Raw genomic sequence first — 19,695 nt, 5'->3', positions numbered from 1 at the left:
AGCCCGGTGGTCCCGGCACTGGCAGCCCAAACCAGAAGATCCGGCGCCGGCACTCATCGTCGGCGGGAAACCGATCCCGCGACACGCCCGGTTGGCTAGTGCGGTGGTGACGGCGCCTCGGGCGGGCGCCCTCGGGCGCGGATCGCATCGGCTACGGCGATCCCGGCCAGGACAAGGACCGGCGCGAGGGCGACGGCCATCGGCGGCAGGAGGGTCACGGCCGGTGCGATCGCCGCCAGCAGGAGCACCCCGATCACGCGAGATCGGGACACTCGGCCGAACACCCCGTACTCGAACATGCCCCGGCCGGCAAGAAACAGTGCGGGCCCGGCGAGCATGACGGCGATCCAGGCCGGCTGCGCATGTCCGAACGGGTGCTCGATGACAAGCTCGACGCCGACGGCGATGGCCACGATGCCCGCGATCATCGTCAGGTGGGCGTACAGCGACCAGATGAGGGCGCGGACCGGATCGGAAGCGGCGGCGAGCGCCTGCGCCAACAGCGCGCCAGCACGGTGGATGTAGATCCACCACAGCAACGCCGTAGTGGCGAACGCGACCACGCCCGCGGCAACCCGGTCGAACTCGAGGCTGCTGCGACTCAGGGCCAGCCCCGTGACCAGGATGGGTTCGCCGAGCGCGATGATGAAGATCTGCCGGTAGCGTTCGGCCTGATGCGCGCCGGAGATCGCATATTCGGCTACCCGCATGTACGCACGCCCCAGCCGCGGCGTGGGGACGCCGAGTGCGAGGGCGATGGCCTCCGCCGCCACCGCCAGCACCCACAGCACCTCACGTGTCGTACCCGGCACGAGCGCGCCCGCGATCCACGGCACCGCGGACACGCCGGACCAGAACAGTGACCGCGCGAAAGCGACCCCCGCCTCGTGGCCCCGCAGCAGGAGCACGACGACGGCGGTGCGACCGACCTGAGTGACGACGTAGGCACCGGCGAAGAACAGGCCCTGCTCGCCGAACGCCTCAGGCAACGCGGCAGCCATCACCAGGGTGCCGAACATCGTCGCCACGACCAGCACCTGGATCACCCGGTGCTCAGAGTCCAACCTGTCCGTGAACCCGGCCGTATGGATCCACACCAACCACAGGGCGAGCAGCAGTACCAGTGTCTGAAGGGCACCCTTCCAGGTCAGATCGTCCAGCAGCTTGTGTGAGAGCGACACGAGCGCGAAAACGAACACCAGGTCGAAGAACAGCTCCAGGAACGTCGCCTGTGGTTCTCCGGGTCGTCGCAGCAGCCCAGCCGCCCCACTCGTCATCCGACCGCCCGTTTCAACCGCTTTGGTCTATCTTGCTGGCAGTTGTACCACAGCGGAGTGGCCCCCGAATCAGGGTGCGATGCGGAGCCGGCGGATGTGCCGGTCGTCGTAATCCTCGAAGCGGAACCGCAGGCCGTGGACCGGGCTACCGGGAAAGTCTCCGCTGACGGTGGCGGTCACCACCGCACCGGCCGGGGTCTGCTCGACGTCGGTGATCTCGTACGTCACCAGCGGCACCTCGGCGCGCCAGGCGCGGATGGCGTTGACACCGATGTGCGTCCGCCCCTCGTCCTCGACGACGGCGTCGTCGGCGAAGAGCGCGAAGTACGCCTCGGTGTCCGGCTGGGATGCCAGCGCGAAGTACCGACGGATGATCTCGGGCGCGGATGCGACCTGGGGCATCGGGTGATCTCCTGCAGCGCACGACGGACGTCGCGGGGACGCCGTACAGTTGCTTCCGAACTGGAAGTTAGTCGCTTCGACTTTAGCACCTACCCGCCGGAGGGATGTCCGTGGCAGGCAAGATCCGACTTGAGGACCGCGAGTGCCCGCTGTCGAGCGCGCTCGGGCACGTCGGTGAGTGGTGGACGCTGCTGATCCTTCATGACTGCTTCGACGGCTACACCCGCTTCGATCAGTTCCAGGCCAACCTGCAGATCTCGTCGAGCATCCTGACCAGCCGGCTCAAGGCCCTTACCGAGAGTGGCCTGCTCGAGCGGCGCCGGTACCAGACCCGCCCGGACCGCTACGAGTACGTCCTCACCGAGCTCGGCCGCAGCCTCCGACCGGTGGTCATCGCCCTTGCCGCGTGGGGCAACTCCCGGCTGGACCCGGCGCAACGCAGCATGATCCTGGTCGACAGAGAGACCGGCGTCGAGGCCGATCCAGTCATCGTGGACCGGACGACCGGGCGGCGCCTCGACGGTGACGACTTCGTGTTCACCGCCGGCCCCGCCGCCACTCCGACGATGCGCGCCCGCTACACCAGATCACGTGCTGGTGAGCGAACGGTGTGAAGCGAACCTTCACACCGCTCCGAACCCACCCCACCGGATCATCGCCGCCTCCTCACCCCCCCGGCGGCGAGCGTAACGGCGCAGGCCGGTCAGGGCTTCCACACCCCGGTCACCGCGGTCGCGGCCGCGTAGCCGGCGAAGTCGCGGGCTGGCCGGCCGAGAACCTGTTCGACGCCGTCGGCCACGTGCGCGTTGCGGCCGTCGAGGACCTCCGTGAACAGGTACGTGAGCAGGCCCGCCACCGCATTGGGGACGCCCTCGGCGGCGAGCCGCGCCGCGTACGCCTCGGTGGTGACCGTGGTGAAGCGGACGTCGCGGCCGGTCGCGGCGGCGATCCCGGCGACCGCCTCGGCGAAGGTCAGCGCACGCGGTCCGGTGAGCTCGTAGAGCTGGCCGGCGTGCCCGTCCCCGGAGAGCGCGGCGACCGCGACGTCGGCGATGTCGTCGGCGTCGACGAACGGTTCGGGCACGTCCCCGACGGGCAGGGCGACGACCCCGGCCCGCACCGGGTCGACCAGGTGGCTCTCGCTGAAGTTCTGCTGGAACCAGCTGGCCCGCAGCACCGTGCAGGGCACCCCGGCGGCCCGCACGGCCGCCTCGGCGTGTTCGGCCTCCGGCTCGCCGCGGCCGGAGAGCAGGACGATCCGGCGGACATCATGCGCGGCGGCGCGGCGGGCGAACGCGGCGACGACCTCCGCGCCGCCGGGCGCGGCCAGGTCCGGCTGGTACGTCAGGTAGACCGCCCCGACACCGGCGAGGACCGGGTCCCAGCCGGCCGGGTCGGTCCAGTCGAACGGCGGGGTGCCCGCGCGGGAGCCGAGCCGGACCGGGACGTCGAGGTCGGCGAGGCGGTGGGCGACGCGGCGGCCGGTCTTGCCGGTACCGCCGAGGACGAGAGTCGGGTTCGTTGTCATGTGGACAGTCAAGCCGCCGGCGGCGAGACGATGAATGGTCGAGGATCGTGCTGCCATACGCGGGCGTCTACAGTGCGGGGGTGGATCCGCTCACCGGACTGCTCGACGGGCCCCGGGCCCGAGGCGCCTTCCTGCTGCGGTCGATGCTCGACCCGCCGTTCTCGCTGCGCATCGAGGACCGCGCGCCGCTGACCGTGGTGGCTCTGGTCCGCGGCGACGCCTGGCTGGTGCCGGACGACGGGCCGGCGGTCCGGCTGCGCCCCGGCGACGTGGCGGTGCTGCGCGGCCCCGACGGCTACCTGGTGGCCGACGACCCAGCCACCCCGCCGCAGGTGGTGATCCACCCCGGGCAGCGGTGCACCATCCACGGCGAATCCCTCGCCGAGAGCATGGCGCTCGGCGTGCGGACCTGGGGCACCAGCCCGACCGGCGCGACCGTGCTGCTGACCGGCACCTACCAGCTGCCCGGCGAGCCGGGCCGGCGGCTGCTCACCGCCCTGCCGCCACTGGTCACGGTGAACGGCGACGACTGGCGCAGCCCCCTCGTAGCGCTGCTCGCCGACGAGGTCACCCGCGACGCCCCCGGTCAGGCGGCCGTCCTCGACCGGCTGCTCGACCTGCTGCTGATCGCCGCGCTGCGGCACTGGTTCGCGCGTCCCGGCGCGGCACCCGCCTGGTACGTGGCCGCCGCCGACCCGGTCGTCGGCCCCGCCCTGCGGCTGCTCCAGAACGACCCGGCCCGGCCCTGGACGGTGGCCACCCTCGCCGCCGAGGTGGGCGTATCCCGGGCCGCCCTGGCCCGCCGCTTCACCGACCTCGTCGGCGAGCCGCCGATGACGTACCTGACCGGCTGGCGGCTGGCGCTCGCCGCCGACCTGCTCCGCGAGCCGGACGCCACGCTCGGCGCGGTGGCCCGCCGGGTCGGCTACGGCAGCCCGTTCGCGCTGAGCACCGCCTTCCGGCGGGTCCGGGGCGTGAGCCCGCGCGACCACCGCCTCGCCGCCGTGGAAGGCTGACCGGCATGACGGAGCGGCACGCGGTCGTGGTGGGTGGCGGGATCGGCGGGCTCGCCGCGGCGGTCGCCCTGCACCGGCACGGCTGGCGGGTGAGCGTCCTCGAACGCGCCCCCCAACTGGGCGAGGTGGGCGCCGGGCTGACCCTGATGACGAACGCGCTGCGCGCGCTCGACGCGCTGGGGCTGGGCGACACGATCCGGTCGCAGGGCGTACCGGACACCCCGGGCGGGCTGCGGACGTCGACCGGGCGGTGGCTGTCCCGGGTGGACGCCGCCGAGATGACCCGGCTCCTCGGCACCACCGCGCTCGGCATCCACCGCGCCGAGCTGCACCGCGTCCTGCGCGACGCCCTGCCCACCGGCGCCCTGCACACCGGCTCCGAGGTGACCGACGTCGACCCGGACACCGGCGAGGTGCACCGTCGCGGGTCGGCCGGCCTCCGGGCCGACCTGGTGGTCGGTGCCGACGGGCTGCGCAGCGTCCTCCGCGCCCGGCTCTGGCCCACGACGCCTCCGCCGGCGTACGCCGGCACGACCGCCTGGCGCGCGGTGACCACCGTCGCCCGGCCGGCGCCCACCGCGATCAGCTGGGGTCGCGGCACCGAGTTCGGCATGGTGCCGATCGGCGGCGACCGGATCTACTGGTTCGCGGCGGTCACCGCCCCGCCGGGCCTGACGGTCCCGGACGAACTGGCCGCCGTGCGGGACCGGTTCGGCGACTGGCACGACCCGATCCCGGCCCTGCTCGCGGCGACACCACCCGAGTCGGTGCTCCGCACCGACCTGTACCACCTGGCCACGCCACTGCCGTCGTACGTGCGCGGCCGGGTGGCGCTGCTCGGCGACGCCGCGCACGCGATGACCCCGAACCTCGGGCAGGGCGCCGGCCAGGCCATCGAGGACGCGGTGGTGCTCGGCGCGGTCTGCGCCGGCGTGCCGGCCACCGGGGTCCCGGAGGCGCTGCGCGCGTACGACCGGCAGCGCCGGCCCCGCAGCCAGGCGATCGCCCGCGCCTCGTACGGGATGGGGCGGTTCGGCCAGCAGCTGCGCAACCCCGCCGCGATCGCGGTGCGCAACACGCTGATGCGGCTGGTCCCCGCCCGGGTGGCGCTACGCAACATGGCCCGGTACGCCGACTGGCACCCGCCGGCGTCCCGCTGACGGCGCGCGCCGCCGGAGGGCCCGGGTCGCCGATACGGCTCGGGTCCGGGCGACTTTCGCCGGTCGGCGGGCCAGCTCCCCCGCGGGCCGGTCAGGAGACGGCCGGCTCCGCGGCGCCGGCGGCCAGATCGGCGTACGCCGTCGAGTCGAGGAATCGCGCCAGCATGTCGGCGGTGCCCGGCGTGTACGGGCGGCCGTCGCGGACCTCGTCGACGGTGAGGAACACGATCGCCGCGCCCTCACCGAGCACCACGTCCTCCTGCCGCGCCCGGGTGGCGCCGCAGAAGTAGTGCTTGGTCAGGCCCCGCTCCGGCAGCTCCTGCCGGCCGAAGAGCCGGAGCGGACCGGCCGGGGACAGCCCGGTCTCCTCGTGTAGCTCCCGCAGGGCCGTCTCCTCGGGGCTCTCCCCCGGCTCACCGTGCCCGCCGGGCAGGCCCCAGGTGTGCGGGTAGTACGGCGCCTCGCCGTCGCGCAGCTGCATCAGCAGCCGGCCACGCGGATCGACCAGCAGCACGCAGGAGATCGGAACCATGCCGGGCAGCGTAACGGGCCCCACCGACGGTGGGGTTCCGGGACGCGGTGCCGAGAACACGACAGACAACGTCTCCCGGTTCCGGTGCCACCATGGACGCAGGTCCCCGATCCGAGGAGCGGGCCATGGTCGCCGGAATCGTCAGCGCGGTCGTGCACGTCGTCGCGGGCGCCACGCTGGGCGCGCTGGTCGCCGGTCCGGTCGGGCTGTCCGCCGGAGCGGTCGCCGGGCTGATCCCGGGTGCCGTGTTCGGCGGGGCGGTCGCGGCCACCGGGGTCTACCCCCGTGGGCCGCGCGGCGTCGCCCTGTTCCTGGTCGACCACACGTGGAGCCTGCCCAACACCGCCCTCGGCGCGGTCTACCTGGCCCTGCACCTGGCCGCCGGGCACACCCTCGACGCGCCGGGCTGCCGGCACGCCTGCCGGGTCAGCGTCGTCCAGGGCGTGTGGCCCCGGTACGCGACCACCCTCGGCACGGTCTGCGCGGGCAGCAACCCGCGCATCCAACGCCACGAGGACACCCACATCCTCCAGGCGCGCCTGCTCGGCCCGCTCTACCTGCCGCTGGTCGCCGCCAACTACGTGCTGTTCACCGTCCTGCCCGTCTGGTGGCTCTGGCACGACCACGCGGGCGCCCGATCGACCGGGTCCGCCGGTACTTCGAGGTGGGCGTCTACCCGCACGTCTGGCACGAGGCGCACGCGTACCGCGTCCAGGGCCGGCCACCCCGCTGAGCCCCGTGGCGCGGGTCGGGTAGAAGTGGGTCATGGAGTTCCCCGCGCACCTCGCCACGATGCCGATGCACGCGATCACCGAGATCCACGGCGAGCCGGGCCTGCTCGCCCGGTTCCGGCTGGAGATCCGTGACTTCGCCGAGGCCGAGCGGGCGCGCCTCACCGACGCCCTCGACCTCGCCGCCCACCTGCACCGCGACGACCGGCGGGTCCGCGAGCCGTACCTCAACCACCTGCTGCGGGTCGCCATCCGGATGCTGCACCACTACGAGGTCCGCGACGTCGACGTCATCGTCGCCGGCCTGCTGCACGACACGGTCGAGGACCACCCGGCCGACCTGGCCGCCCTGGGCGGCGGCCGCGCCGGCACCGACGTCCGCGAGGCCGCGCTGGCCACCCTCGCCGACCGGTTCGGCCCGCGCGTCGCGCGCCTCGTCGCCGCCGTCACCAACCCGGTGTACGACCCCACGCGCGACCGTCACGAGCAGTACCGGGAGCACGTGGCGGCCAGCCTCGACCGGGAACCGTGGGCGCGGGTCATCAAGGTCTCCGACTTCACCGACAACGGGGTCGGCGTGATCCACTCGGTCGGGCCGAAGGTGCCGACCTGGGCGGCGAAGTACCGCCCCCTGGTGCCGGTGCTCCGGGACCTGGTGACCCGGCCGGACACGCCGCTGGCACCGCCGGTGAAGCGGCACATCCTCGACCAGCTCGACCTCGCCGAGGAGCGCTTCAGCGCCATCCTCGACGCCCCGGCGCACCCCAACTGACCGGCGGGAGCGGCTCCGGCACTGCGCGGTCGGCTCGGACCCCACGCGACCGGTGAAGCTGCCTATGCTCTGCGGGGTTTCCCCTGATCATGGGGGTTGGGGACGAGAGAGAGGCTGAATCATGCGTGTGGCACGCGTACTCGTGCCATTGGCCGTCACGGGCATGGTGCTCGCCGGCTGCGGTGAACCGACCACCGGCGGCGCCACCTGGTCGGCTCCGGCGGACGCCGCGTCCGCGGCCGGCAACGGCGTCGCGGACCTGACGGCAGCGGAGATTCTGAGGAAGACGAACGCCGCCCTCAAGAAGGCCGGATCGTTCCGCGTCGAGGGCCAGCGGAAGGACGGAGGCAGCACGCTGTCCATCGACCTCAAGGTCATGGGCGAGGATCTGGCGGGCACGCTCGGCCTGAACGGCCAGCGCATTCAACTGCTGCTGGTCGGCGGTCAGCCGTACTTCAAGGCCAACGAGACCTTCTGGAAGGAGAGCGGCCCGCGGGGCGAAGGCATGGCCCAGCTGATCGGCGACCGGTGGGTCACGGTGGCCCGGGACGACAAGAACTTCGGCAGCCTCTTCACGATCGCCGAGGATGCCGCGAATCTCGCGCCGGACGGAACGGCCACCAAGGGCGAGGCCAAGACCATCGACGCCGGCCCGGCGATCACCCTCATCGACGAATCCGACCGGAGCACGCTGTACGTGGCGACGACCGGTGAGCCGTACCCGCTGCTCATCGTCGGCCCCGACAACCAGGGCCAGTTGGCTTACAGCGAGTTCGGGAAGTCCTTCCCGGACATCAAGAAGCCGGCCGCGGCCGACGTCATCGACTTCAGCAAGCTCTGATCCGACCGTGACGGAGAGCTGACCGTCACGTTCACCTGTCAGGCCCGTACGCCCCGGCGTACGGGCCTGAGTGCGTTCCGAGGTCAGGGTCGCGCATCCCGATTTTGGATTCCACGGCCACTCCTCACGCCGGCAGGTGCACGGTGCGGACCGGCTCGGCGAGGACATCGAGCGCAGCCGGAATGTCCGCCAGGCGGCTCGCCAGCGTCGCCAACGCCAGGCGTTCGGGCAGCGCGGCGCTGAACTTGAGTCCGGCGAGCGCCTTCTCATCGACATGGGGGAGGCAGATCCGCTCGGCGGCGTCGTTGAGCGCCGCTCGTACCATGTCGCGTGCGATGTCGGGCCGTAGCCGGATCGCCGCGTCGTCGTAGCGCTGAGTGGGGTCGGTGATCTCGCCGAGGGTGGCGATCAGCGTCGCGTTTGCTCGGTAGCCGGCCCACGTCCACCACAGCGTCTCCCCCTCGGCGTCGCGGGCGACCACCGTTCCGCCGGGATGGACGAGCGCCTCCGCCTGCTCGCGAAGGCTGGTGAGCCGACCTTGGGCCCGACCGGTGAGCGCGACGGGCGGATCGGCGCCGAGCAGGACGTCGCGCATGGCCCGCACCATCCGGTTCGACAGCCCTTGCGGCACACCGCCGCTCATCCACAACGCTCTTCCGCCGGCGTCGGCGGGCTCGACGAAGCACCGGCGGCGCTTCCAGTCAATGTATGTGACCCGCCAACTGCGTCCGGCGAGCAACAGCAGCCGCGGCCCCCGAACCCGCATGGTCAACAGGGCGGGGTCGGTACGACCGATCTCGGTTCGGCCGGACAGCACGGTGAACTGGGGCGGGGCGGTGAAGACCGCCAGCATGTCCATGAAGTGCCGGCGCCCAAACCGCCGTTCCGCCTCCGGTCCGATGAAGAGCATGGACGAGTCCTCGTTCAGGTAGCCCTGCTCGACCAGATGCCGGACGATCACCTCGGCGCTTCCGTCGAAGGGTGCCAGCCCGTTCCATTCACCGGTCCATGAACGGTCCCCGATCCGCAACCGTTGCAGCGCGAGCGCGAGAACCTGCTGCGCGACGATGTGTCGTGGCTCCGGTGGCGGGACAACCGGCTCCACCCAGCCCTGCGCCCACAGGTGCAGCAGCGCGGTCGCGTGGAGCAGCCCGTCGCCGTCCAGAGCGAGGAACAGACAGTTTCGGCTGCTCCCAGGTCGGCGACCGGTGCGACCGAGCCGTTGGAGGAACGCGGCGACGGTGCGTGGGGCGTTGATCTGGATGACCCGGTCGAGGTCGCCGACGTCGATACCGAGTTCGAGGGTGCTCGTGGCGACGATGACGCAGTCGCGTTCCTGGGCGAAGGCCTCCTCGGCCCGCCGCCGCTCGTCCAACGACAACGACGCATGGGAGAGGAAGGTCGTCACGCCCTGCATCCGCAGTCGTTGGCCGAGTTCCTCCACCAGCGCACGGGAGTCACAGAAGACGAGGCGCTTCTGCCCCGCGTGCAGCGCCGCGATCACCTTGGCCGCGTTGTGGACCGAACCGACGTAGTCCAGTTCGATGTCCCCGGGAGGCACCGCAGCCGGTGACGTGACAGCGGTTGCCCTCACCACCTCCGGCGCGACCACCTGGCCGGGGCGCTTGTTCCGCCCAGAGCCCTGCAGCCAGCGCAGGAGTTCGTCGGGGTTGCCGACGGTGGCGGACAGGCCGACCCGTTGCATCGGGCTCCCCGCCACCCGCGCCACACGTTCGAGGACTGCCAGCAGGTGCCAGCCACGGTCGTCGCCGGCGAAGGCGTGGACCTCGTCGACCACGACCGCCCGAACCCGACCGAGGAACGTGTCGTGGTCGACGTTGGCGCTGACCAGCATCGACTCGATGGACTCGGGAGTGGTCAGCAGCACGTCCGGTCGCTCCCGGAGGATCGCACGGCGCCGGCTCGCCGTGACATCACCGTGCCACAAGGCGACGCGACGCCCCAGCCAACCCGTGTACGTCTCGAGCCGGGGAAGGAGGTTGTTGAGCAGAGCCTTCAGGGGGCAGATGTAGAGGACGGACGGGCCGGACCAGTTGGCCGCCGTCATGCGGGACAGCAGGGGGAACATCGCCGCCTCGGTCTTGCCACCAGCTGTGGGAGCGAGGAGCAGGGCGTCCTCGCCACTCATCAACGGCTCAACGGCCGCCTCCTGCAACGGTCGAAGCGCCGGCCACTGCAGGGTGTTCACCACGTGATGCAGCACCACCGGGTGCAGGAACTCCGCCGCCGTCATAGGTCTTCGCGCACGTCGGTGCTCATGATCTGATTGTTCCTACAGGTCGAGTGAGATCTCGTCAGCCCGGCTCGCGTTGCGTTCCACGTCGGTCATCTCGGCACCGGACAGGGTGAGCGCGTAGTGCTGCCGCGGGTCGAAGTCGTCGAACTGGTCGACCCGATCGAGTACGTCCCCCACCAGCTTCTTGAGGAACAGCCGCGGCGCCACCCCCACCTTGCCTCCCAGCCCGCCGCCGACGGCCCGGGCCAGGTGATCGAGGTACGCGTCATCGACCAGACGGTGCACCCGCTCCGGTGCCGCTGAACCGTGGGCGTAGAGGTCGCGCACCCGTCCGCCGAGTGCGACGAGGGATTCGACCGTGAAGCCGGGCAGCCGGATCTGCACTGCGCGCGGATTGTCGAAGCGCGGGTCGGTCGTGAAGTCCACGGCGAGGCGCTGCGCCAGCGGCGCGAGCCGCTGTACGCCCTGCGGGCCGTCGTAGAAGGCCGGCGTGCCGGTGATGACCAGATAGAGCCCGGGGAACCGTCCCGAGTGCACCTCGTCGATGAGCTGCCGCAGCGCGTTGAGTGCCTTGTCGCGGGCGTCGGAGCGTACCCGCTGCAGGGTTTCCACCTCGTCGAGCACGAGGAGCAGGCCCGGGTGCCCGCTGTCGCGGAGCACCGCGAGCAAACCCTGCAGGAAGCTCAGCGCGGCGAAGTGATCCAGGTCGCCGCGCACCCCGGCAACCCGCCGGGCGGACGCGGCGACATGTGGTTGGCCGCCGAGCCACGCGAGCACGGCGTCGGCGGTGGCCGCGTCGCCGGCGAGGCTGGCCGTCCGGTATCCGCGTAGTGCCGCCGCGAAGGCGGGTGCGCTCCGGCTGACCGTGGCGAGCCGCTGGTCGAGCAGCTCACCGACGGCCCGGTCCAGGGCACCGCCGTCGTCGGGCGCCACCTCACCGGTCGCCAGCACGTCCTCCTCCAGCGCGTAGAACCAGCCGTCGACGACTGGACGCAGGGCGCTGGGCGGGAACGTGGCGGTGGTCAGCCGCTCGGTGAGCCGCCGGTAGACGGTCTCCAGCTTGTGCAGCGGCGTCTCGTTCTCCGAGATCTGCACCTCGGCGGTGGCGAGGTTGGCCCGCTTGGCACGTTCCGCGATCCACCGGGTGAAGAAGGTCTTGCCGGAGCCGTACTCACCGCGTACCGCTTTGAAGACGGATCCGCCGGCGGAGACGGTGTCGAGGTCCTCCCCGATCGCCGTCACGAACCGGTCCAGCCCGACGGCGAAGAGGTCGAGGCCGGCCGAGGGCACCGCGCCGCGCCGCAGGGCGTCGACCACGTCCCGCCGCCGGGCCGGGCTGACGGTGGTCACGACCTCACTCCGGGCAGCCCGAACTGTTCCCGCAGCAGCGCCAGGTCCAGCCGCACGGTCCGGCTGTCGTCGATCAGGGACAGGACGGGGTAGTTGTCGACGTTGAAGATGCGCTGCAGCGTGTTGACGAACCCGCTGGCGCGTACCGGGGCCTCACCGGCGCGTTGCGCGAGCACCGCGACCGGCAGGGTGCCCTTCGCGTCCACCAGCGCTCGCATCGCCGACTCGATCTTTCCGAGGTCCACCCGGCGCGGAGTGAGAGCGTGCTGCGCCTCGAAGAGTTCCGTCGCCAGCAGCGCGCCGACCAGGTCGCCGTCGCCGGCCGGCGGCGCCGCAGCCGGTGCGGACGCCATGTCGGGTACGTCGAAGAGCGCGTCCCCGGTCTGGGCCGGTGGCTTGCGCCGTTGCTTCGGTGCGGCTGGCGCGGGAACATGGGCGGGCGCGGTGGCTGGAGCCGACTGCGCGGTCTCCCACCAGTCCGGCTCTCGCCGTGCCACCGGCACCCAGCCGGACGGCACGTCGGTCGCGCTCGGCGGCAGGAAGGCCAGCAGCGGGACGGTCACCTCGGCCAGCGAGGCGCCTCCGTGGTAGCCGGACTTGCTCGGTCGGTACCGGAGCATCGGATCCCAGAGGGCGATGATCCGGTGCTCCGGGGCGACCACCCGAGGACCGCTCAGCTCGATTTCACCGGCCGCGACGGAACCGGGGCCGGTGCGGTGCCGGGCGGATGCCGCATCGGTGGCCCGGACGTACTCTCCGCCGCGTTCCAGCACATGCCCGTGGTCGCTCGTGATGATCACGGCCCGTCCGGCGGACCGCGCGAGGTTGAGCAGGCTGCGCAGGAATCCGATGTCGCTGATCTGCCATCCGGGCTCGTCGCCCTCCCGGCCGTGGGCGAGCGAGTCGTCGACGGTGTTGATGACCACGGCGACCAGCCGGGAGCGGTCGGCGATCGCTGCGGCGAGGTCACCGGAGATCATTTCGCCGGCTCCGCCCCGCGCGGGCCCCTTGTGGAAGACCCTCGCGCCCTTGCCCCAGCGGCCCTCCTCGAACACGCGCTTCTCAGTCGCCTGGGCGCCGGTGCGCAGGGCGCCGGCGAAGAGGGACGTGCGGGACACGGCGGTCAGGGTGGGCAGGGCAGCGACCATTCCGCGACGCGAACCGCCGCCACTGCCGGCGAGCGGGTCGTACTCGACCCAGTGCTCGGCGACCTCGTCGGCAAGTTCGACGGCGACGGCGGCACTCATGCCGTCGAGCACCACGACCAGGGTCGGGCGCTGAGTACGGATCAGGGGGTCGACGACCCGCGGGAGGAAGTTCTCGATGGTGAGCAGACCACCGTCGTTGCCGGGACCGGTGGGCGACCAGGCGGCCAGGCGGGTGGCGAAGTCACGGTCGAGGTCCCGGCGGCGCCGCTGCGCCCGCTCGTGGACGTCACCGAATGCTCGCTGCAGGTCGGGATGCACATCGTCGCCGGCCCAGACGTGGTTGAGCGCCAGGTCCACCCAACCCCACTCGACGATCTGCCGGTCCACCCCGTCGGCGACGCTCGCCAGCGGTTCGACCTCGGTGCCGAGCCAGCGGACGAGCCGCTGCGCCATCCGGATCCGCTGGATCCGTACGGACTCCGTGTCGGCGAGGCGGTGCGCCCGCAGCGCCTCGACCGCCGCGTCGAGCGCGGGGGCGGGGGCGGCGGAGTTGTCCAGGCTGGCGAGAAGGGCCCGTGCCGCCTCCTCGACCCGCTGGGTGAAGCCGACCCGCAGGATGGGGCTGTGACCGGCGCTGCCCTTCGCGTTGAACTGGACAAGCAGTTCCTCGGCCCGGTCCAGGACGGCACTTCCCTGCAGTCGTGTCTCCCGGTCCCGCGCCGCCAGCATCCCGGTCACCACCTGCACGGCGGCATCCGCGAAACCCCGTACGGTCAGGTCGTCGTCGAGGGTGCCGAAGTACTGGTCGACCCGGCCGCGGGCGCGTACGGCATCGGGGGTGTCCGTGGTCCAGAGCGCGTCGCAGACCAGGCCGAGCGGCAGCGCGTCCGCCCCGTGAGCGGCGTCGACCAGCGCGAAGAGCGCCCGGGCCGGACGCCCGAACTGCTCGGTCAGCCACCGCGCGAGACCGTGACGCTCGCCCTCGCGGAGCAGCCCGAACGCCTCGACCGCCCCGGGCTCGGCGCTCCATCGCAGCAGGGCCGCCACGTCCAGGTTGTCGTGGCTCTCGCCCCGTCGTTCCAGCCCGAGCCGTACGGCGGCGAGGTGCCGCAGCGCGACGTCCCGGGTGAGGACGGGGCTGGTGAGCTTCGGCCAGCCGGCGGGCGGCATCGCATCCAGGAGCGCCTCGCCGGCCCAGGACTCCCGCTCGAGGGCACTGTCCGGCACCTGCGCGCCGAACGCCTCGACGACCAGGTCCCACGGCTCGACCATGATCACCTGCTGCCTGAAGATCCGGCCCCGCACACCGGCCCCGAGGCTGGACTCGGCAAGGTCCGTAAGCAGCACTAGCACCTCGTCACCGCGCTCGGCGACGAGGTGCTCCCAGATGGCCAGCGGAGACACGCACGGCACGACCCGGACCCGGCGTCCGCCCGGGAGCTGCATCGCCGGGTCGTGCGGCCACGCCGGCTCGGCCCGGACGACCAGCACCGGGTACGGCTCACCGTTGCGGTGCCGGTCGAGCTGCTGCGTCACCTTCTGCCGCAACGCGATCGGGCTGATCCGCAGCGCCTGCGACGGCGTCGCTGCCTGAGTCACGGCACGATTCTCCAGGTCACCTCGATGGTGGCGTCCGGGTGGTCGCTGGCGAATGCCCGCAACTCCTCGACCGCCCGCTCCAGCCCGCCCCGGCCGACGGTTATGCGACCGCTCGGCGCCGGCAGTTCGTCCCGGCCCGCGCGTTCGCGCAGGGCATCACCGTCCTCGCCCGCGTCCACATCTGCCCTCGGCGGGTAGACGATGCGCGAGTCGTCCTCCGGCTTGCGGGTGGCACGACGAAGCAGCGTTGTGGCGTCGGCTTGGGCGCGGCGCAGGGCCGGAGCGAGTGGCGCGGTCAACTCGTCTGCCTGGGCGATCCGGCGTAGGTCTGCGAGGATCGCCGCCGCCTCGGCCGCGTAGGGTTCCGGCAGTCCAGCAACGATCTCGAAGGTGTCCCAGGGCGCAGCGGCGAGCGCGGCCGAGACCTGCGCGGCGCTGCTAATGCTCTTACCGGTCCGGTCGGCCGGGCCGGTCAGGTCGGCACCAGCGAGACGCTCGACAGCGTCCTTCGGCGAGGGCGCGTCGGCCAGCCGACGCAACAGGTCGGCGGCGGCGCGGGCCGTGGCGAGCCGACCGGACTCCTGGCTCAGCCGCAGCCAGTCCGCATGCTGCTCCAACCGAGCGACGAGATCGGCCGCCCCATGACGGTGCCGGCCTGCCTGTGTCATCAGTTCCCGGCCGAACAGTGCGACCAGGCGGCCCCGGCGCAGCGCCAGCGGCTGAAAGCCGAAGATGGCAGCCGCCCGGGCCCGTGCGAGGTCCCAGTCCGTCTCACTGGGCAGCCGCTCCTCGCGCAGCGTGTGGTCGAGGGTGATCTTCCCGAGGTCCGGGGCGGGAACGATCGGGCTGCCGTGGAGGTAGAACGCCCGGTCGGTCTGCTCGGCGAAGGTCGCCACCACGAGCTGCGCCACGATCGGGTCCAACCCCCGCGCCTTCGGGGCGTCCATCCATCCCACCAGGTCGGCGACCCGCAGCTCTCCGGTGATGCCCTCGGTCGCTGCCTTGTGCTGGAAGTGCTGCACCCACTCCCCGCCGATGACGAAGTTCGCCTCGTGCATGGTGCCCAGCCCGAGCGGATTGGCGATCCGGCGCACCGTCTGCCGGTGGACCCGCTCCACCTCGACGCGCCCCTCGGGCGATTCGACGGCCCGGCGGACGTGGTCCAGGACGACCTTCAGGTCGGCGAGGCGTACCGGATCGCCCTTGCGGTCCGGGTCGAAGTCCGGGTGCGCCGGGAACTGCTGACTGAGCATCTGGTCGGCCAGGGTGCGCAGCGCGTCGTTGAACGCGGCGCCCATCGGGAGCTTCGGCTCCAGCGCCCGGGTCAGCGACTGCAGGTGGTCGTCGAAGCCGAGCACCACGTCGGAGGCCTGCTTACCGGCAAGCCCGTACGCCTGCCGCAGAATCCCGTTCATCTTCGCCAGCAGCGCGCTGCGCTGGTTGGTCAGCGCGGCGTGCGCCCGCCGTCGGTCGTCGGGGTTGAGGTGCTCGGCGTGGCTGTCGAAGCGCTGGCCCTCGAGCAGCTTGTCGATGATGACGAGCTTGCCCAGCTCGGTGAGGCGCTCGACGGTCAGCGCGGCCGGGATCCAGCAGACGGTCCGGGCGGGCATCCGGCCCACCAGGTCCTGCACGCGCTGCCGGTCGTCCGCCGGGCCGTGACTGCCGTCGTCGAACGGGTAGTCGATGATCAGCCGCCAGCCGTCCGGGTCGTTCGGGTGGAACGCGTCGTCCCGGATGTCGTTCGGGTCGCGGACGTTGCCGTAGACCAGCTCGATGACCCGGCGGCTGCCGCGCCAGGTCAGGCCGGCCTCGGCGAAGAAGGAGTCGCTCCACTGGACACCTAGCTGCTGCCAGAGCAGCCGCTGGACCATGTGCTTGCGGGCGCCCTCGTTGTCGTAGTGCTTGGCGGTGGCGAGGACGCTGTCGACGTCCACGCCGACCAGCTCCAGCGAGACCACCGGGTCGTCGCCCTCGCCGATGCGGATCTCCGCAAACTGGCCCGCCCAGTCGGCGAGCTTGCGCGACACCTGGGCCACCTCGCCGCCCGGGATCGGGCTGGTGATGCTGCCGTGGTTCAGCGCCGACAACCGCCGGGCGGTGAGGTTCCGCAGCGCCGGCACGCTCGGAGCCAGGGCCGCGAGCAGCAGCGTTTTGATCAACCGGTCGTCGCCGGTGAACGCCCGGATCCGGCCGGCGGTCTCGGCCGGCAGCGCCTCGCCACGGCGGGCGGCGTCGAGGTCCTCGTCGGTGAGGCCGTACTGCCCGAGCAGGTGGGGACGCAGCTTCAGGTCGTACAGCTTCTGGGCCATCTCGAACTCGGCCTTGAGCTTCTCGGTGAAAGGCTGGTCGCCACCGCTGCTGATCACGTCGTAGAGGTCGCCGAGCGGGACGAGCTGGCCCAGCCGCAGGGTATCGCGGCGGTCGACCAGGAGCTGCCGCATCAGCTTCAGCGCGGTACGGGAACGCTGCAGCGCGCTGGAGACGTGCACCAGCGTGGAGATGAAGGCCGGGCTGAACGGGTACGTCGACCGGAACGCGTCGACGTCGGCGCCGCTTCCCGAGTCCGTGCCGAGCAGGGTGTCGAACACCTCCCGGCGTACCTTGGTGGTGGCGTCGAAGGCCCGGCCGATCGCCGCGGCGGCCGTGGTGTCGCGGGGTTTGAGCAGCCGGCGGCGGGCGATCTCCGGGAGGTTCCGATCCTCCAGCTTGATCACGTCGAAGCGGCCGCTGGCCAGGTTCAGCGTGTCCTGGTAGCTCAGCTCGTTGGCGCCGGTGACCTCCTCGCCGACGAGTTCGCGCAGGTCACGCTGGCGCGCGATGAAGCTGATCACCGGGATGGGCCGGCGGGTGTCGCCGCCCTCGACGAAGTTGGTGATCTTCTGGATCTCGCGGGAGACGAACTGCTGGTCGCCGATCGAATTGGCCAGCCAGAGGATCAGCTCGTCGAGAAAGAGGATCAGGCCGTGGTAGCCGAGCTCCTTGGCGTGCCGGCTGATCTCGGTCAGGCCGCGGTCGAGGGAGATGAACGCCTCGGCGTCCTCCCGGGCGTTGCTGAAGAAGCCGACGTTCCAGCTGGTCAGCAGATCGTTGACCAGCTTGCGGCGCAGCTCGTCGGAGTACGCGCCGGCGAACGCCGCGTCCAGCCGCTCGCTGGTCCAGAAGGCTTCGGTCTCGCCCCACTCGTCCTCGACGTCGCCGCCGGGCAGCCCGGCGATGAACCGTTCGTCACCGATTTTCGCCCGCAACAATGCGGCCTGCTCCAGCAAAGAGTCGGTGCGGTGCACGGCCGGGATCGGGGCCTCCGGGTGCAGCGCGCGGACCCGGTCGACGTAGCCGCCGAGCACCCGCTGCTCCAGCGAGCGGGCGTCGAGCAGGTGGTACGGCACCAGCAGGAACCTGCGCCCGTCGAGCCAAACGCTGTGCTTGGCGACCAGCGGCGCGAATTCGTCGCGACCCCGGGCGGCAGCCTCGCCGCGCAGCAGCGCGTGCAGCACCGCCATGAAGTGGGACTTACCGGAACCGAACGAGCCGTGCAGGTACGCGGCCTTGGAGGCATGCCCCTCGACCGCGGAGCGGATCAGCCCGAGCGCCTCGTCGAAGTTGCCGAGCAGCCGATCCGTGACGACATAGTCGCGGAGGGTGGCGTCGGCGTCGGCGACACTGTCGGCGAGCTTGAGCACGAAATCGCTCGTGCTCGTGCGCTCCGGGATGTCGATGAACTCCCGGAGCAGCGGCGCGGGGCTGGGCGAAGACATGCTGCATACCGTACCGATCACCCTGGTTCGGCGTTATCCGCTGGCCGCGGGTCGCGGTACCGCTTCCGACACTATTCGGCGACATCAGGACGACGCCGTCGCCGCCTTTTGCGTTCGTGCCGCCAGACTTCGTGGTCAAGGGCCGTCGACGACACGGCGAGAAGTTCGGCGGCCTTCGTCACCAGACAGACGGCAGCGTCCGGAGCGACGTCCGGCAGACCAAGCGCGCGGGCGACTAAACGGCGAATCATCCGGTCCGGCTTCACACCGGGCAGGCCGGCGAGCATGAGGAGGTAGCGCCAGGAGATACCCGAGCCCTGACCCGGCACCGCCAGCCAAACACCCTTCACCCGCGCCTCACCGGCGCCGGTCGCCGCGGCGCGCAACTCCTCGCACGTCTGGATCCCCGCCCCTTGGAGGCCCAGGGCCGCCTGGTAAATCGCCGCGGCCTTCAGCACCGCGCCCGGACGCGTCGACACCCTCTGCCGGTTCTTCATCTCCGTCGCGAACCGCTCGGGCCCGCCGATTCGCTCGTAGTGCTGGAGCAGCTCGAAGGCGCCGTCCAGATGCGGATCGCCGCCCTCCGCGCGGCGTGATCTCCGATAGCAGTCGACGACGTTCTCGACCGCCGCGTACCGGACACCCATCGACCAGATCGCGTCGATGACGCACAGAGCCAGGCCCTCCGGGTAGCCCGGAGGTGCCGGCCGCCAGGTGGCGGGAGGGCCAAGCACCTCTTCCGCATATGCCGCCAGTCGCTCGGCGTCGGCCATGGCACAGTCGACTATCGCCACGTCTCCCCCTGCTACCCACCGTTGTCATCCGGACTTCCGCCAAACGGAGGATCGGGATGCGCACTCTTCGCCCAAGAGAAGCCCACGGGTACGACAATCACGCAAGCCGCAAGCTGTAACGGCCTCCCGAACCGGGTGACCGGCCGGCTGGGCTATCGCAGACGCGGCAGTTGGCTGTCTCGGCGAGGTAGCCAGCGTAGATCACAGTCGGGGATGCGCCTCCTCGATCCGCTCCGCTTTGACGTACGACAGGAAGTCGCGCTGGTCGACGGCGTCCAGGGCAGCGAACGCCGCGTAGGCGACGGAACGCGCGTACGGCGTCTCCGCGGCGAGCAGTCCGATGATCGCGGCCCAGGCCAGGGAGACCAGGTGGAAGACGCGGTCGTGGCGGAGCGCGGGTAGACGGCTCAGGTCGCCCAACGTCGTCGCCGCGTCGTCGTCGGCGCCGGCCCGGTCCACCAGCTCGAAGACGGCCTTGCCCCGGTACGGGCCTCCCCGCTGCGCCATCTGTGCCAGCTCGTCGTTGGTCATCT

General features: G+C 71.8%; 16 protein-coding genes. 6 read left to right on the top strand and 10 right to left on the bottom strand.

Features of this window, described 5'->3' with window-relative positions; translation table 11 throughout:
* Positions 1–95 precede the first annotated feature (95 nt).
* Both GKC29_RS17500 and GKC29_RS17495 read right to left on the bottom strand, forming a co-directional pair.
* Positions 96–1,277, bottom strand: a complete 1,182-nt coding sequence (locus GKC29_RS17500) for a low temperature requirement protein A (protein WP_155331856.1) — start codon at positions 1,275–1,277, stop codon at positions 96–98.
* Between the two features lie 69 nt (positions 1,278–1,346).
* The gene (locus GKC29_RS17495; protein WP_155331855.1) at positions 1,347–1,679 is read right to left on the bottom strand and encodes a nuclear transport factor 2 family protein; all 333 of its coding nucleotides are present in this window, start codon (positions 1,677–1,679) and stop codon (positions 1,347–1,349) included.
* 110 nt (positions 1,680–1,789) lie between these two features.
* Between GKC29_RS17495 and GKC29_RS17490 the strand changes: the two genes are divergently transcribed.
* The gene (locus tag GKC29_RS17490) at positions 1,790–2,293 is read left to right on the top strand and encodes a helix-turn-helix domain-containing protein (RefSeq protein WP_155331854.1); all 504 of its coding nucleotides are present in this window, start codon (positions 1,790–1,792) and stop codon (positions 2,291–2,293) included.
* Positions 2,294–2,382: 89 nt separating this feature from the next.
* On the opposite strand, the gene GKC29_RS17485 is transcribed toward GKC29_RS17490, so the two are convergent.
* Positions 2,383–3,207, bottom strand: a complete 825-nt coding sequence (locus GKC29_RS17485) for an NmrA family NAD(P)-binding protein (protein ID WP_155331853.1) — start codon at positions 3,205–3,207, stop codon at positions 2,383–2,385.
* 134 nt (positions 3,208–3,341) lie between these two features.
* Here GKC29_RS17485 and GKC29_RS17480 point away from each other — a divergent pair, with 134 nt between their 5' ends.
* Positions 3,342–4,223, top strand: coding sequence for an AraC family transcriptional regulator (locus GKC29_RS17480; RefSeq protein ID WP_370463361.1), 882 nt, complete (start codon positions 3,342–3,344; stop codon positions 4,221–4,223).
* A 5-nt stretch (positions 4,224–4,228) separates the two neighbouring features.
* Entirely contained in the window at positions 4,229–5,383 is a 1,155-nt protein-coding gene (locus GKC29_RS17475; protein WP_155331851.1) for an FAD-dependent monooxygenase, read from the top strand.
* Positions 5,384–5,474: 91 nt separating this feature from the next.
* On the opposite strand, the gene GKC29_RS17470 is transcribed toward GKC29_RS17475, so the two are convergent.
* Positions 5,475–5,915, bottom strand: coding sequence for an NUDIX domain-containing protein (locus tag GKC29_RS17470; protein ID WP_155331850.1), 441 nt, complete (start codon positions 5,913–5,915; stop codon positions 5,475–5,477).
* A 125-nt stretch (positions 5,916–6,040) separates the two neighbouring features.
* On the opposite strand from GKC29_RS17470, the gene GKC29_RS17465 reads away from it, so the two are divergent.
* From GKC29_RS17465 to GKC29_RS17455, 3 genes are all read left to right on the top strand, one after another.
* Entirely contained in the window at positions 6,041–6,781 is a 741-nt protein-coding gene (locus tag GKC29_RS17465; RefSeq protein WP_230688669.1) for a hypothetical protein, read from the top strand.
* Positions 6,681–7,418 (top strand): HD domain-containing protein, encoded by a 738-nt coding sequence (locus tag GKC29_RS17460; RefSeq protein WP_155331849.1) that lies wholly within the window; start codon positions 6,681–6,683, stop codon positions 7,416–7,418. The genes GKC29_RS17465 and GKC29_RS17460 overlap by 101 nt, the downstream gene beginning before the upstream one ends.
* Positions 7,419–7,539: 121 nt before the next feature.
* Positions 7,540–8,259 carry a hypothetical protein gene (locus GKC29_RS17455; RefSeq protein WP_155331848.1) on the top strand — a complete coding sequence of 240 codons (720 nt, stop codon included), beginning with the start codon at positions 7,540–7,542 and terminating at the stop codon, positions 8,257–8,259.
* Between the two features lie 124 nt (positions 8,260–8,383).
* On the opposite strand, the gene GKC29_RS17450 is transcribed toward GKC29_RS17455, so the two are convergent.
* From GKC29_RS17450 to GKC29_RS17425, 6 genes are all read right to left on the bottom strand, one after another.
* Entirely contained in the window at positions 8,384–10,513 is a 2,130-nt protein-coding gene (locus tag GKC29_RS17450; protein ID WP_155331847.1) for a DEAD/DEAH box helicase, read from the bottom strand.
* Positions 10,514–10,552: 39 nt separating this feature from the next.
* The gene (brxD, locus tag GKC29_RS17445; protein ID WP_155331846.1) at positions 10,553–11,866 is read right to left on the bottom strand and encodes a BREX system ATP-binding protein BrxD; all 1,314 of its coding nucleotides are present in this window, start codon (positions 11,864–11,866) and stop codon (positions 10,553–10,555) included.
* Positions 11,863–14,613, bottom strand: a complete 2,751-nt coding sequence (gene pglZ / locus GKC29_RS17440; protein ID WP_196255640.1) for a BREX-2 system phosphatase PglZ — start codon at positions 14,611–14,613, stop codon at positions 11,863–11,865. The genes brxD and pglZ overlap by 4 nt, the downstream gene beginning before the upstream one ends.
* Complete coding sequence (locus GKC29_RS17435) at positions 14,610–18,368, bottom strand: phage resistance protein (protein WP_155331844.1); 3,759 nt, start codon at positions 18,366–18,368, stop codon at positions 14,610–14,612. The genes pglZ and GKC29_RS17435 overlap by 4 nt, the downstream gene beginning before the upstream one ends.
* A gap of 71 nt (positions 18,369–18,439) precedes the next feature.
* The gene (locus tag GKC29_RS17430) at positions 18,440–19,141 is read right to left on the bottom strand and encodes a hypothetical protein (RefSeq protein WP_155331843.1); all 702 of its coding nucleotides are present in this window, start codon (positions 19,139–19,141) and stop codon (positions 18,440–18,442) included.
* Positions 19,142–19,363: 222 nt separating this feature from the next.
* Positions 19,364–19,693: a hypothetical protein gene (locus GKC29_RS17425; RefSeq protein ID WP_155331842.1), complete on the bottom strand. Its 330-nt coding sequence runs from the start codon at positions 19,691–19,693 to the stop codon at positions 19,364–19,366.
* Between the last annotated feature and the right edge of the window lie 2 nt (positions 19,694–19,695).

Origin of the sequence: Micromonospora sp. WMMC415 (genome assembly GCF_009707425.1) — a bacterium.
Taxonomy (GTDB): Bacteria; Actinomycetota; Actinomycetes; order Mycobacteriales; family Micromonosporaceae; genus Micromonospora.
Note: the sequence above shows the minus strand (reverse complement) of the source record. Positions and strands in the feature narration are given on the sequence as shown.